At 71.6% G+C, this 14,386-nt stretch carries 12 protein-coding genes and 1 pseudogene; 5 read left to right on the top strand and 8 right to left on the bottom strand.

Annotated features, from left to right (window positions below; translation table 11 throughout):
- Nucleotides 1-159 precede the first annotated feature (159 nt).
- Together ACH442_RS13455 and ACH442_RS13460 are read left to right on the top strand one after the other, a co-directional pair.
- Nucleotides 160-486, top strand: a complete 327-nt coding sequence (locus ACH442_RS13455) for an STAS domain-containing protein (protein WP_396338257.1) — start codon at nucleotides 160-162, stop codon at nucleotides 484-486.
- A gap of 405 nt (nucleotides 487-891) precedes the next feature.
- Complete coding sequence (locus ACH442_RS13460) at nucleotides 892-2,388, top strand: N,N-dimethylformamidase beta subunit family domain-containing protein (protein ID WP_396338258.1); 1,497 nt, start codon at nucleotides 892-894, stop codon at nucleotides 2,386-2,388.
- A gap of 19 nt (nucleotides 2,389-2,407) precedes the next feature.
- On the opposite strand, the gene ACH442_RS13465 is transcribed toward ACH442_RS13460, so the two are convergent.
- The 5 genes from ACH442_RS13465 to ACH442_RS13485 form a co-directional block, all read right to left on the bottom strand.
- Nucleotides 2,408-3,670, bottom strand: a complete 1,263-nt coding sequence (locus tag ACH442_RS13465) for a cytochrome P450 (protein ID WP_396338259.1) — start codon at nucleotides 3,668-3,670, stop codon at nucleotides 2,408-2,410.
- Nucleotides 3,671-3,715: 45 nt separating this feature from the next.
- Nucleotides 3,716-5,923, bottom strand: coding sequence for a glycoside hydrolase family 9 protein (locus tag ACH442_RS13470; RefSeq protein ID WP_396338260.1), 2,208 nt, complete (start codon nucleotides 5,921-5,923; stop codon nucleotides 3,716-3,718).
- 32 nt (nucleotides 5,924-5,955) lie between these two features.
- Complete coding sequence (locus tag ACH442_RS13475; RefSeq protein ID WP_396338261.1) at nucleotides 5,956-7,194, bottom strand: RimK family alpha-L-glutamate ligase; 1,239 nt, start codon at nucleotides 7,192-7,194, stop codon at nucleotides 5,956-5,958.
- A 15-nt stretch (nucleotides 7,195-7,209) separates the two neighbouring features.
- Nucleotides 7,210-7,890, bottom strand: coding sequence for an alpha/beta hydrolase (locus ACH442_RS13480; protein ID WP_396338262.1), 681 nt, complete (start codon nucleotides 7,888-7,890; stop codon nucleotides 7,210-7,212).
- Between the two features lie 129 nt (nucleotides 7,891-8,019).
- Nucleotides 8,020-8,946: a tetratricopeptide repeat protein gene (locus ACH442_RS13485; RefSeq protein ID WP_396338263.1), complete on the bottom strand. Its 927-nt coding sequence runs from the start codon at nucleotides 8,944-8,946 to the stop codon at nucleotides 8,020-8,022.
- Nucleotides 8,947-9,342: 396 nt separating this feature from the next.
- On the opposite strand from ACH442_RS13485, the pseudogene ACH442_RS13490 reads away from it, so the two are divergent.
- A pseudogene (locus ACH442_RS13490) lies at nucleotides 9,343-9,516 on the top strand (hypothetical protein); the annotation flags it as partial.
- A gap of 246 nt (nucleotides 9,517-9,762) precedes the next feature.
- Nucleotides 9,763-11,706, top strand: a complete 1,944-nt coding sequence (locus ACH442_RS13495) for an ATP-binding protein (protein ID WP_396338595.1) — start codon at nucleotides 9,763-9,765, stop codon at nucleotides 11,704-11,706.
- On the opposite strand, the gene ACH442_RS13500 is transcribed toward ACH442_RS13495, so the two are convergent.
- Complete coding sequence (locus ACH442_RS13500; protein ID WP_396338264.1) at nucleotides 11,643-12,083, bottom strand: response regulator; 441 nt, start codon at nucleotides 12,081-12,083, stop codon at nucleotides 11,643-11,645. The genes ACH442_RS13495 and ACH442_RS13500 overlap by 64 nt on opposite strands.
- Nucleotides 12,080-13,699, bottom strand: coding sequence for a PP2C family protein-serine/threonine phosphatase (locus ACH442_RS13505; protein ID WP_396338265.1), 1,620 nt, complete (start codon nucleotides 13,697-13,699; stop codon nucleotides 12,080-12,082). Before ACH442_RS13505 ends, ACH442_RS13500 begins: the two co-directional genes overlap by 4 nt.
- Nucleotides 13,700-13,732: 33 nt before the next feature.
- Here ACH442_RS13505 and ACH442_RS13510 point away from each other — a divergent pair, with 33 nt between their 5' ends.
- A complete protein-coding gene (locus ACH442_RS13510) occupies nucleotides 13,733-14,158 on the top strand; it encodes a DUF5990 family protein (protein ID WP_396338266.1) in 426 nt (141 codons plus the stop codon).
- On the opposite strand, the gene ACH442_RS13515 is transcribed toward ACH442_RS13510, so the two are convergent.
- The gene (locus ACH442_RS13515; RefSeq protein ID WP_396338267.1) at nucleotides 14,139-14,348 is read right to left on the bottom strand and encodes a hypothetical protein; all 210 of its coding nucleotides are present in this window, start codon (nucleotides 14,346-14,348) and stop codon (nucleotides 14,139-14,141) included. The two genes, ACH442_RS13510 and ACH442_RS13515, sit on opposite strands and share 20 nt — an antisense overlap.
- Nucleotides 14,349-14,386 lie beyond the last annotated feature (38 nt).

Raw genomic sequence — 14,386 nt, forward strand, 5'->3', positions numbered from 1 at the left:
TCTTTCAAGTTGCAAAACCCGCTTGGCGTACGGGTTGTCCGGCGCTTACGGCAAACCGCGCGGCAGCCTGCGAGGGTTGCATCGGGACGGGTACGGTGTTCAGATCGGGCAAATCGCCCGACTCGGATGATCGGTGGGCGAGGTCCAATGGGCGAGGCCGTGATCACGACACGGCGGCAGGCCGACGGCACCACGGTCGTCGAGGTGCGCGGCAGTCTGGACTCGGCCACCGTCGAGTCGTTGCGCGAGACCCTGCTGGACACGCTGCAGCGGGACCGCCCGGCCGTGATGATCGTCGACCTGACCTACGTCACGTTCATGGACTCGGTCGGCATCGGCGCCCTCGTCGCCGGTCAGCGGGCCGCGCGGGACATCGGCTGCGGCTTCCAGCTGCGCAACCCGAGTGAGTTCGTGCACCGTCAGCTACGGGTCACCGGCCTGACCGAGCTGCTGGGACTCACCGGCACCCGGCATTTCGGCATCTGAGGGGCCGCCGGCGGCTCCCCGGCCGGAAACAACGGTCAGCACCGCGAGTTGATCACGAGCTGTCCTGCCCCGGCGTCCCGTCCCGTTTGGTGACGACAGCCGAACGGCTGGTGGAGCGGGTGTCGCCGGCCATGCTCGTCCCGTGCCCTGGGCGTCGGGAACGGCGGCTACCGCGCCTTCAGGGACCGGGGGACTCCGGTCGACGCGCCGCGGCGGCCGGGCACCGGTGGTGCCCCGGGCCGACTGCTTACCGTTGTTCCGGCCGGAAAACGACGGCGGCTCCGAGGCGGCATCGACACCCGACTTTCCTGTTGCTTTCCTGTGCTAGCTTTCGGCTCGCCGCAGCGAGCGGAGCCGGCGGTCGGCTTCGCGCGACGAGCGGCCACCACGGGGAAGGTGTTTCGGTTGTCACGCTCAGCTCGTCGTACCGTGCTGAAGTTCTTCGCTCTGGGCACCGGAGCGGTGGCCACCGGCCTGTCCGTGCCCGCCGAGGCGAGCAGCGTGCCCCGCTCGAACTTCCTGGAGCGCCCGCGGGCGACCCCGCGCACGGCCCCGGCCGCGGTCGACGTCATGCGCCTGCCGCTCAACGTCACCGACAAGATCCGCGAGATCCAGGGGTACGCGTCGGCCACCTCGGTGAACGCCGGTGGCACCATCGGCTTCCACGTGACCGTCGCCCGTCCGCAGCCGTTCACCGTCACCGTCTTCCGGATCGGTGCGGGCCGGAGCCGCCAGGTCGGCGCCAGCGGTGAGCTGGCCGGGCAGCCGCGCGCGGTGCCGAAACCGGACCCGGTGACCGGTCTGGTCGACTGCGACTGGCCGGTCTCGTGGACGCTGAGCGTCCCGGCGTACTGGACCTCCGGGATCTACATGGCGGTCTTCGAGACCGCCGACGGGCATCGGGCCGTCACCCCGTTCGTGGTCCGGGAGGACCAGCGGAAGTCGGACTTCGTGATGGTGCTGCCGTTCAACACGTACTCGGCGTACAACATGTGGCCGATGGACGGGCGTACCGGCCGCAACCTCTACCGGGGGTACGCCGCGCCCGGCAAGGTCGGCGACATCAAGAACCGGGCGTACCGGGTGTCGTTCAACCGCCCGTTCGCCAACGGCGGCCGCCCCAAGCTGTTCGCCATGGACGTCGCCGCCGCGCAGTGGCTGGAGCGCAACGGCTACGACGTCACCTACGCCACCAACGTCGACCTGCACGAGGGTCGCGTCGACCCGGGACGGCACAAGGGCCTGGTCTTCTCCGGGCACGACGAGTACTGGTCCGGCGCGATGCGCGAGGTGGTCGAGGCGGCGTTCCGCGGCGGCACGCACTGTGCGTTCCTGGGGGCCAACAACGCCTACTGGAACGTGCGGCTGGAGGCGGCCGGCCGGGTGGTGACCTGCTACAAGGACGCGGTGGACCCGTCACCCGGCCGGTTCGGCCCGACCAAGCTGTGGCGTGATCTCGGCTCCGGCCACGCCCACGCCGAGGGGCGGCTGCTCGGCGTGCAGTACAACGGCATCCCCGACAAGCCGGTCCCGCTCGTGGTCCGCGAGGCCGGGCACTGGCTCTGGGCCGGGACCGGCCTGCGCGACGGCGACACCATCCCGAAACTGGTCGGCGGGGAGGCCGACGGCGTCTTCCCGGGCATCCCGATGGGGTTCGGCGCGCAGCGGACCGTGCTGTCGGCCAGCCCGTTCACCGACGCCAAACGCGGCGCCCTGGTGCAGAACACGAGCCTGAGCGTCAGCCCGCGCGGCACGATCATGTTCGACGCGGGAACGTTCCACTGGCCGCTGGCGCTGGTGAAGTCGCCGTACACGGACGCCCGCATCCAGCGTGCCACCCGCAACCTCTTCGATCGGATGCGCGCGGCCCCTCGCTCCGGCTCGCCTTCCCGAGGCCGCTGAAAAAGCCGTCGGGCGCCCTCTAAGCGGTCAGCACGGCGGGCCGGCCGGTCGCCACCGGCAACGTGAGCGGCCCGCGGATGATGCTCGCGTCGCGCCGGGTCAGGGCCCCGGCCCGCCGCAGCCCGGGCATCCGCTCGGCCAGCATCCGCAGCGCGATCCCGGCCTCCAGCCGCGCCAGCGGAGCACCCACGCAGTAGTGGATGCCGCTGGAGAACGCCAGGTGGTCCGCTTCCGGCACGCGGTGCAGGTCGAACCGGTCGGCGTCGGTGTAGACCTCCGGGTCCCGGTTGGCCCCGCCGAGCAGGCAGACCAGGAACTGGCCGCGGCGGACCGTGTGCCCGGCCACCTCGACGTCCTCCCGCGCGCAGCGGGCGGTCCGCTGCACCGGCGAGTCGAACCGCAGCGTCTCCTCGACGGCGGCGTCGGCGAGCCCGGCCGGGTCGGCCCGCAGCGTCTCCCACTGCTCCGGGTGGTCGAGCAGCGCGTTGACCGCGTTGCCGATCAGGTTGACCGTGGTCTCGAAGCCGGCCACCAGCAGCAGCCGGCACAGCGGCAGCAGCTCGTGTGACTGGATCTGATCACCTTCGGCGGCCAGGATGCGGCTCACCGCGTCGTCGGCCGGTTCCCGGCGGCGCAGCGCGAACAGCCGGACGAAGACCTCGTCCATCGCGTTGCTGGCGGCCATGAGGGCGGCCGCGTGCCGCAGTGACCGGACACCGTCGAGGGCGCTGCCGACGACCGCACCGTGTTCGGCGAACGCGTCCGCGTCCGCGTCCGGGATGCCGAGCAGGTCGGAGATCACCGCGATCGGCAGCGGCGCCGCGAAGTCGTGCACGATGTCGAACGTGCCCCGGGCCGCGGCCGCGTCGAGCAGGTCGCCGACCAGCCGCTCGACCCGCGGCCGGTACCCGGCGATCTGCTTCGGGCTGAACGCCGGCTGGGCCAGGCGCCGTAGCCGGGTGTGCTCCGGCGGGTCCTTGTCCAGCATCGACATGTCGATCTCGTCGCCGGGCGCGCCGGGCCCGTTCATCTCCACCGCCCGCGGGCCGAACCGCCGGTCCCGCAGCACGCTGTTGCAGACCGCGTGGGTCGCGGACGTGTAGTTGCCGAGCCGGGTGGGTGCGACCGGGCCGATCGCCCGGACCTCGTCGTAGACGGCGTACGGGTTGACCCGTCCCTCGGCCAGGTGCAGGCGGGACAGTGGGTCCCGCCGTACCCGGCCCCAGTAGTGGATGGCGAGCTGGCGCCGGTAGAGAGCGGCGGCGAAGCGCAGTGCCTGCATGTTTCGCACGTTACGCCACGAATCGCCGCCGCTACCGCAGGTGAACTAGCGGATTTCTGCCACGTAACCGCTGACCCGGGCCAGCGCCGCGTTCCAGTTGATCGCCTCTTCGTTCGTCGACCAGGACTGGATGTCGTCGATGTAGCAGAACTGGGCGACGCAGCCCTTCAGCTTCTCCTGGGCGAGCGGATCCTGGATCGACGAGTTCGCGCCACCCGACAGGGTGCCGGCCGGCGGATGCGGCAGAGCCGGGTCGAGCTCGTGGGCGTACCAGCGGCTGTGCTCGTTCTGCGAGCTGACCTCGCCGTACCCGGTGACGTAGGACTGGTTCAGCGCGTTGCGGCCGAACAGGTAGTCCAGGCCGGTCAGCACGCCGTCGCGGAACTCACTCCGGTGGGTGATCTGGTGCGCGGCCGAGACGACCACCAGGTTGTTCAGGATGATGCTGTTGGAGCCCCAGTCCCAGGAGTTGCCGGCCGGGGCGTAGGCCACGCCGTAGGCCTGCGACCGCTGGATCGCCAGGTACTTCTGCGCGGCCCGGACGACGGAGAGCCGGACCTTGTCGCGCCCGGGCAGGCGGTTCGGGACCAACGCGAGGTCGAGCCGCCCGGCGGCGGCGGTCGAGGCCCAGTCGAAGGCGCCCGCCCCGAACACGTCGGCGGTGTGCTCGGGGGAGGAGATCACATCATTCGCGTACGCCTTCTCCCCGGTCGTGATGAACAGCTCCGCGGCCGCCCAGTAGAACTCGTCGGAGACCTTCGCGTCGTTGTACGCCCCGCCGCCGACCCCGTCGGACTCCGGTGCGAGCGCGATCGGGTTCGTCTTCGCGGCGGTGTAGGCCTTCTTCGCCGCGGCCAGGGCCCGCTTCGCGAACGCCGGGTCGTACTTGGCGTAGATCCGCGCGGCCTGGGCCGCGGTCGCCGCCAGGTTCAGGGTCGCCGCGGTCGAGACCGGGTGCAGCTCGCGCGGCTGCGGGTCCTGCGAGGGCAGCAGCGGGAGCCCGGTCCAGGCCTGGTCGTGGATCTTGTGGTGGACCATGCCGTTCGGGGCCTGCATCCTGAGCATGAAGTCCAGCTCCCAGCGGACCTCGTCGAGGATGTCCGGGGTGCGGTTGCCGCTTTCCGGGATGGTCAGGTTCACCGAGCGTACGGCGTGGGACTGCTCGTACTCGCTGAGGAGCTCCCACACCGAGATGCCGCCGTTGACGACGTACTTGCCGTGGTCACCGGCGTCGTACCAGCCGCCGCGCACGTCGAGCGTGTAGTCGCAGACGCCCGCCTGGCAGGGCACGTTGCCGTCACCCTGGTTCGGGGCGACGTCGACGTGACCGGCGGCGCGGCCGTAACCGGGGCGCAGGTCGTCGCGGATCTCGATGCCCGAGCGCTGGGTGTAGTAGAACTTCAGCGCGTCGGTGCGCAGTGCTTTGTACGCCGACTTGTCGATGTCGAACGGACGCGACGTCTCACCGTCCGCCGTGATCGTGAAGCCCGTGCCGCTTCGCGTGTACCGGCTGAAGTCGATCGTCTGGACGTTCTGCCCCGAGCTGGCGTCCACGCCGTACGGGGAGGTCTTGCCCTTGGCGACGATCTTTCCGTTCTTGTCGGACAGAACCCACGGCAACGGTGTCGTCGACTCGGTCACGACCGTGGCCGCCTTCGGCCCGTCGGGCAGGTAGGCGACCTGGTTGACCCGCACCCGCGGCCCGGTGTCGGGCACGTAGACCTCGGGCGGCACGCCGCCGAGCAGGGAGACGTTGTCGACGCAGAACCGCCACGGGTCGGCGCTGCCGCCCACCTGGAACGCGACCTGCGCCTGGTTCGTGCTGGTCGAGGCGGTGAACGTGTACTCGTAGTGCTGCGTGTCGCCCAGCACGGGGGACTGCTCGAAGTAGGTGTCGTAGGGGCTGACCGCGAGCCCGGTGATCGCCCGGGCCACGTGTCCGGCGTCCCCGCTCGCGTCGAAACTGAACCGGTACGTCTCGCCGGCGACCAGGTCGATGTCGTTCTGCCCGATCGCGGCGTCCCAGCGGTTGGTGGTCCCGCCGGGCACGTCCACGCAGGCCCGGCCGTCGCTGAGCGCGATCGGCATGCCCGCGGTGGACCAGAAGGGGTCGGCCGTGCCGTCGAATCCGCCGTTGACGACCTGTTCTGTCGCATTCTGGCCCGGTTCATCGGCATGCGCCGGAGCGGCGGCTCCGACCAGGAGGAGTGCCGCAAAAGCGGCGATTGCGCGGGAGCGCTCCCATGGATGCATGGGAACATATTGATGACCACTGTGTTACCGCGTCAACGCCCCTGGTCCCGAATCCAGGCATCGATGAGCCCGTGGAAGTGCGCGAGGAACTTCTCGTGCTCGTGCACCGGGAACATCGCCCGCACGGTCTCCCGCAGCATGCACCGGAACTCCTCCGAGCTCACCCAGTCGTAGACGATGTCGTCCACGTTGCTCAGGTGCTTCGCGCAGAACTCCCGGTAGCGATCGATCTCGAAATAGCGGTCGGCAAGATCCCGATAACCCACGAGCTTTTCCCGGTACGACCGATCCGGATCATCGGCCACGGCGAAATAGTCCCCCATGTCGGTGTCGAGTCGCATCCTCCGCCCGGTGACCACGCAGAAGACCGTCCACCGCAGCAGCGCCGTCATCGCCCACGGGAAGTAGTAGTGCAGTGAGGTCAGCGCCACGTCCGGGCAGGCGTTCGCATAGTCGATCGGGAACACGTCGTCGCCGCGCACCAGCGACTCGCACGAGTTGAACTCCCACCGGAAGAACGCGTTGACCAGACGTGAGATCGTCACCACCTCGTCGCCGGCCGCGTCCGACAGGAAGTTGTGGTCGACCTCGTAGCGCGCGTGCATCGGCTGATCCGGCCGGAACCGCATCACCATGGTCTCCGGGCCGATCGTCAGCGAACGCGCGAACACGTCGTAACCCTCGACGGACGCCTGCAGATGCATCAGGCGCTCGCCCGACGCGTCGTACGCCGCATGAAGCTCTTCCGAGTTCTTGATCTTGGAAACGCCGACCCAGGCACCGCCGTCATACGGCTTCATGTAGAGCGGGTAGCCGACCTGCGCGGCAGTCGCCTCCAGATCGAACGGCCGGTTGTAGCGCGCCGCGGTGTACGCCCAGCGCGAGTTGTCGAGCGGATTCTTGAACGGGACCAGGACCGTCTCGGGCACCTTCAGCCCGAGCCGCATCATCGCGCAGTACGCCGCGTGCTTCTCCATCGACTGGAACGTGAACGGGCTGTTCAACAGGTACACGCCGTCCATCAGCGCGATCTTCTTCAGCCACTCGCGGGGGTGGTAGTACCAGTAGGCCAGCCGGTCGATCACCAGGTCGTGCTGCGGCCGGTAGCGCAAGTTGAACGGCTCGATCGTGACCCGCACCGGCCGCGTCCGATGCGAACGCCCGTCCGGCCCGGAGACCGTGCCGAGCCGCCGCAACAGCGACTCGAAGGCCCGTGGCCAGTCGTCCTCGGTGCCCAGCAGCAACCCGATGGTGTGCTCGACGTCGGCCACGGTCGCCTCCACGTTCTACTCGGGCCAGGCTTCACTCAGCAGGGCGGTCAGGTGTGGATCCAGGGCGTTACGCCACGTCGGCCAGTCGTGCCCGCCCGGTCCGACGGCGAGGGTCACCGCATACCCCTGAATTCGCAAGGCATCCGCCATATCGCGGTTGTTCGCCAGGTTCTCCTCGGTGTCACCGCAGGTCAGCGTCGCCGGCACGGCCGGTCCGCGACTCGCCGCGAGCACCCGGCGCACGTACCGGATGATCCGCGGCCAATGCCGGAACCCGGACTCCTGCCGATCGTGACGCGGCTGGAAGAAACTTCCCGACTGCAGGAACAGCCCGGCGAAATTCGCCGGATGGGTGCGCTGCGCGTGCAACATCGCCAGCGCGCCGAGACTCGCGCCGGCACCGACCGCACTGCGCGTCCCCAGGCGCGAGCGGAGACGGGGCAGAATCTCCAGACCCAGGGATTGCGCGTACGCCGGGCAGGCCGAATACCAGTCATCGCGGTCCCGGGCCGGGAGCAGGGCCAGGTGATAGCGGTTCGCCAGCGCGGCGTGCTCGGCCAGACCCTGGTAGTCGGGCCCGTCGTGGGCGACCAGCAGGCGGTCGGAGTCGCTCGGCGGCGACCAGACGTGCGCGGTGATCGTCGACTGCAGGGCAGGCAGGGGTAGGCGCACCCGTCGCCAGCGGCCCGCTCCCATGAACGTACGTTAACCCCGCGCGCCCGTTCCCGCCGCCCTGTTCCCCACCTCGGCCCGCTCCGCCCCGGCGCGCCGCGGACGGTACTCACCGCCGTCATGCCCCCGGGCGGTGGTTGCCGCCGGTGAGCCTCAGGCGGTGCTCACCGTCGCGGCGGTCCTGGCGGTGCTTGCCGCCGGGGTGCTGCTGCCGGTGGTGCTCGCCGCCGGGGGTGAGCCGCCCAGCTCCGTGATCCGTGTCGTCACGTCCCGGACCAGCGCCGGGTCCCCGGTAGCCCCCGCGGCCGCGAGCAGCACGACCAGTGCCGAAGCGCTCCGCTCGGCCGGGCAGTCCGCCAGCAGCCCCGGAAGCCGCGCGGTCATCAACTCCACCGCACTGCGCGGCCGGCCCCGGCGCCGATGCAGGAACTTGCCGCGCATGGTCACCGCCTCCAGCGCGTTCTCCGGCGCCACCGCATGATGCGTGGCCAGCTCCGCCGCGTGCCGCGTCAGCCGATCCATCCGCTCGGCCGCACCCTGGATCTCGGCGAGGTCCACCCGATTCAGCACCGACCGCAAGTAGTCGTCCACCGCCTCCGGCAGCACACTCCGGAAAAGCCGCTCCGCCGCCGCGAAGCACCGCTCGGCCTCGGCCAGATGCACCGCCGCCCGTCCGGCCCGGTCCTCGTCCGCAGTCCCATCCGACCCGATTCGTTCCCCGGGCGCGGGCCGGCGGGTGGCCTCGCGGGCCAACTCGACCTCGACCACGCCGAGATTGTCGAACGTGATCGCCCGCCCGGCCGGATCCCCGACCAGCGGCCCGACCGCCAGCGACCGCACCAGACACCGCCGCGCCCGCGGAAGATCCCCCTGCTGATACGCGGTCAGCGCCAGATTGTTGAGAATCGCCGAATGCGTCCCCGGATCCGGCTCCCGAACCGCCCCGAGCGCCTCCAGCGCCCGCTCGAAGTGCCCGGCCGCCTCCCCGGGCCGTCCTGCCCGGCGCAACATCTCCCCACGCTCGTTCGCCGCGGCGGCGACGCTCCCCGCGGCGTTCACGCTCCGGTAGACCTCCGCCACCCGACCTCCACCGCCAGCCACCGTAAAGATCAAGTATAAAACCCCCAAAACCGAAAAACCTCCCATCACCGCCACCGCCACACCGCCACCCGAACCCGAACCCGCACCCCACGAGCCGAGCCCCTCCAGTCGCCACCGCAGCGCACTACGAGCCCCCCGCGAACCGCCCCTGAGGACCGGCCGCCGGAGTCCGGCCGGCGCTGAACGATGTCTCCGGGCTCGTGAAGCAGCCCCGGGCGCCGGCGGGGAGGGGTCGGGTCGGGGGCGAGCGGAACCACCCACGGAGAATGAAGCGGGCGGCGATCGTGGTGGACGCGTAGCGGCCAGATCGCCGGCCCGGCCCCACGGGAACGGCGGAGAGGGGCCACGGACCGGATGGGACATGAAAGGTCTTCAATGGATTGGTTGTCGGAGCGTGCGCAGGCCGCTGAGCGGGAGGTCGGCACGCCGTTCGACCTGACGGCCTGTGTGCGGGAGCCGATCCATCGGCTGGGCGGGGTGCAGTCGCACGGGGCGCTGGTGGCGGCGCGCGCCGGACGGATCGTCATGACCAGCGAGAATGCGGCCGGGATGCTCGGGCCGTGCGAGGATCTCGAGTCGCGGGGGGGGGGGGGGGGGGGGGGGGGGGGGGGGGGGGGGGGGGGGGGGGGGGCGGGGCCGGGGCCGCGCCCGCCCGGGGGGGGGGGGGGGCGGGCGCGGGGGGCGGGGGGGGGGGGGGCCGCCGTCGGTATCGGCCGGCGCTGCGTGTTGGGGGGGGGGGGGGGGGGGGGGGCGGGGGCGGGCGCGGCGGGCCCCCCCCCCCCCCCGCGGGGGCTGTTGGAGACGCTGGCGGATGCGGACACCGGGCAGACGGCGATGATGCCGGTGACGCTGCCCGGAGATGACCAGCGATTCGACGTGACCGTGCACCGGGCCGAGGGGCTGCTGGTGCTGGAGTTCGAGCCGGCCGCCGCGGAGGCGATGGGTGCGCTGCTGGTACGGCAGGCGCTGATGCGATTGCAGCGGGCGACCACGGTCGCCGAGGCGGCCCGGGCCGCGGTGCGGGAGATCAGGGACATCACCGGGTACGACCGGGTCGTCGCCTACCGGTTCGAGGCCGTCGACGGCCCGGGTGAGGTGATCGCCGAGGACGTGGTCGACGACTGGGAGCCGTGGCTGGGGTTGTGGTTCCCGGCCACCGACATTCCGCCGCAGGCCCGTGCGCTGTACGAACGTAACTGGATCCGGGTGATCGCCGACGTCGGGGACGCCACCGCGCGGCTGGTGCCGGAGGTGTTGCCGGAGACCGGGGAGCCGCTCGACCTGTCGCAGTCGGTGCTGCGTACGGTGTCGCCGTTCCACCTGGAGTACCTGCGGAACATCGAGGTCACGTCGTCGATGTCGGTGTCGCTGCTCTCCGACGGGCGGCTCTGGGGCCTGATCGCGTGTCACGGGCGCAAGCCGAAGGCGCTGAGTCCGACGGTCCGGGCGGCGTGCGAGTTCTTCGGGGTGGCGCTGTCACTGCATCTGGCCGGGCTGCGGGCGCGGGACGAGGCGGCTGTCCGGGAACGATCGCGGATCGCCATCGCCCGGCTGTTGGAGCGGATCTCGGTCGACCTGGCGAGCGGGTTGTCCCCGGCCGGGTTGGCGCAGGTCGTCGATTGTGACGCGGTGGCGGTTCGGTTCGGCGGCATCGTGACGTCCACCGGGAACATCTCGAAAGAACGGGCGGAAGAGGTCGTCGCGAAACTGCCGACGAACGCGTTCTGGCACAGCGACCGGCTCGGCGACCAGAACGATGGCCGGCTCGGCGGGGAGGATCTCGCCGGCGCCCTGGTCCTGCCCATCGGCGCCGACGGCGACTGCGTCGTCTGGCTGCGCCGCGAGCGCACCGTCGCCCGCCGCTGGGCCGCCGACCCCCGTACCCCCGTGGTCCTCGGACCGAACGGCAAACGCCTCACCCCGCGGGGCTCCACCGCGGTCTTCCTCGCCACGGTCCGCGGCCGCAGCACCCCCTGGAGCCCCACCGACCTGGCGACGGCCGCCGAGCTGGGCCGTTCGCTGACCGGGATCGCCCTGACCCACGCCCACCGTCTGGCCGCCCTCAACACCGAGCTGAGCCGCAGCAACGTGGACCTGAACTCGTTCGCACACGCCGCCGCCCACGACCTGAAGGAGCCGTTGCGCGGGATCGCGAACTACGCGACGTTCATCGCCGAGGACACCGCGGGCCGGCTCGACGAGGTGACGGAGCGTCGGCTGGCGGCGATCCAGCGCCTGGCCGGCCGGATGGACGAGCTGCTCAACTCGCTGCTGTACTACTCCCGGCTGGGCCGCACCGAGCTGCACCGGGAGCCGATCACCCCGCGCGAGGCGCTGGCCCGGGCCATGGACGTGGCCGGCCCGCGGCTGGAGGCGGCCGCCGTCGAGGTCACGCTGGCCGGTGATCCGGAGCCGATCGTCGCCGACCCGGTGCTGCTCGACGAGGTGCTGGTCAACCTGCTGGTGAACGCGGCCAAGTATGCCCGCGAGGACGGCCCCCGCACGGTGACCGTCGGCGTGGAGAACGACGCGCTCTACGTCCGCGACAACGGTATCGGCATGCCCGCGCACCTGCGGGAGGAGGCGTTCGAGCTGTTCCGGCGCCTGCACCCGAGCGCCGAGGGTTCCGGTGCCGGGCTGGCGATCGTGCGCCGGATCGTCGAGCGGCACGGCGGTCAGGTCTGGGCCGAGGAGTCCCCGGGTGGTGGCACGACGATGTGGGCGACGTTCCCCCAGTAGTCCAGCGTCTGCCGCAGCACGGTCTGGAACAGGGCGAAGTTGACCGGCTTGTAGATGTAGCTGTCCGCGCCTGCCGCGTAGCAGGCGTCCGCCTCGGCCTGGTCCTCCGACGAGGTGAACACGATGATCCGGATGCCGTCCAGCGTGGCGTCGGCGCGGACCTGCCGGATCACCGCGAGGCCGCCCTCGCCCGGCATGTTCAGGTCGAGCAGCATGATCGTGGGCAGGGCGGCGCCGGGCGCGGTCAGCCGCGTCAGCACCTCGGTGCCGGAGCGCAGGAACTCCAGCCGCAACTGCGGGTGCGAGCGGCTGATCGCCCGCTCGATCGCCTCCACGTCCGCCGGCGAGTCCTCGACGACCAGAACCAGTTCCGTCACAGTGCAACCCCGATCGCTAGGACGGCGATGTCATCGGCGCCGCTCACCCCGAACCCGGCCGCGGCAGCACTCAACTCCCGGACCAGCGTCTCCGGTGGAACGTCTCGTAACCTTTCGAGGGCCTGCGGCAGCGCCTCGTCCTCGAACATCCGGCCCTGCGCGTCGCGGCTCTCGGTCAGCCCGTCGGTGTACATGACCAGCGTGTCCCCGGCCCCGAGCCGGATCCGGGACCGGCCGATGCGCAGCCGGGGGATCACTCCGATCGGCGTGCCGCCGCCGCGCCCGGCCTCCGCGGGCGCGCCCCGGCGCAGGATCAGCGGCGCCGGATGCCCGCACGACATCCACTGCACGGTGAACCCGTCGCCGTCCGGCCGGAACAGCCCGATCCCGGCGGTCAGGAACCGCCACGACCCTTCCCGCCGCAGCGAGTCGTTCAGCCGGCTCAGCGCGCGCGCCGGGGACAGCCCCTCGTGCAGCAGCGCACCGAGTGTGTGCCGGGACATGCCGGTCAGCGCGGCCGCGTCCACGCCACGGCCGCAGACGTCACCGATCAGGGCGGCGACCACGCCGTCGGCCCGCACCACCACGTCGTAGAAGTCGCCGCCGACCTCCATCACCCGGTCACCGACGGTGTACGAGGCGGCGAACTCCAGCCCGTCGACGCTCGGGAGCCGCCGGGGGAGCAGGTGCTGCTGCATCGCCACGACCTCACGGCGGCGCTGTTCGTAGAGCTCGCCGTTGTCCAGCGCCAGCGCGGCCCGGTGGGCCAGGTCGCGCAGGAAACGGGCCGGCGGCACGTCGTTGCGGTTGCGGTCGAACATGAAGATCAGGACCCCGGACGTACGCCCCCGGGCGCGCAACACCTGCACGTCGACGATCCCGGCGCCGGGGACGGCCCGCACGCCCGGCCGTCCACCCACGGCGTCCCGGGCGAGCGCCTGCAGGCGGGCCGCGATCCGCTCACCGGCGAGCAGCGCGTTCAGCCGCCGCATGTCGATGTGCACCGCGCTGCGCAGTTCCGGCCCGGTGTCCTCGCAGAGGTAGACCAGACAGCCCTCGGCGATCGCCGGCACGGCCATCCGGGCGACCCGGCGCATCGTCTGGGCCCGGTCGAGCACCGCGTCCATCTGCAACGACGCCTCGGCGAGCAGCGCGTCGCGGGTCTGCTGCGCCTGCTCGGCCCGGTGCGCGGCGAGCCGCCGGATCGCCTCCCGGGTGACGTCCGCGACCTGGCCCAGCCGGACCGCGGCGAGTTCCGGGTCACCGGTCTCGTCGAGGAGCACCATCATCGTGCCGCCGACGTCGCCGCCGACGTCGAAGCGGGTGACCGCGACGTGCCGTACGCCGTGCTCCGCCAACCAGTCGTGTTTGCTTTCCCCGCCGGCGAGCGCGAGCGCGGCCGACCGTGCCGCCCCGGCCAGCGGCAGCCCGGCCCAGCGGTAGACGTCGATCGCCGCCCCGGTCGTGTGCCGCAGCCCCCACGCGCCGACCGCGCCCGGCATGCCGAGCAGCGGCGGCAGCACCAGGTCGGAGAGTTCCTCGCGGGAGGTGATCGTCGACACGGAGGCCCACAGGCGGTGGATCGTGTCCGCCCAGTCAGGTTGCTCCGTAGTCACGGCTGGCGACTGTACAGCCTCTATCGTGGCGGGATGCGGATCCGGATCGAGGGGCGGGAGTTGCCGCAGTCGCCGGAGCTGCGACTGGGCAACGTGCACGTCGGCATGCAGCGCCGCAAGGAGGTCGTCGGGCGCGTCCCGGTGACCGAGCCGGAGGCGGTGTGGGAGCTGGAGGTCACCGTCCGCGAGGTCGGTGAGCTGCTCGACGTCGGCGGCCCGTGGGTGCACGGCCCGCCCGGCGCCCGTTTCCTCTACCTGAGCTGGGGTGCGGTCGACGGCGACGAGTTCGCCGTGTTCCGCCGGGCCAAGCTGCTGTTCGGCGACATCCCCGGCCTGCCGCTGCGCGCCGCCGCCGACGATCAGGGCGTGCTGGTCGGGCGCCTGAGCCTGACCGACGAGGAGGGCGGCCCGCGGTGCGCCCGGGTCCGCCCGCCCACGATCACCTGGTCACTGGAATGAGGCCGGCGGCCTTGCCGCTGATGCGGTTCGCTTCGATGTCGCGGTGGGCGTCGGCGTGCACCCGCGTGGCCCGCAGCGTGTCCGGCACCGATCCGATCACGTCCCACGGCAGGTTCGACGTGAACGGGATCACCTGGGTGCTCGGCACCACGACGTACTCCGCGTAGCCGCCGTCGAACGCGCGACCCATGCCGGCCCGGCCCAACTGGATTCCCAGGAATCTTATTC

Origin of the sequence: Actinoplanes sp. NPDC020271 (assembly GCF_044388125.1) — a bacterium.
Classification (GTDB): Bacteria; Actinomycetota; Actinomycetes; order Mycobacteriales; family Micromonosporaceae; genus Actinoplanes.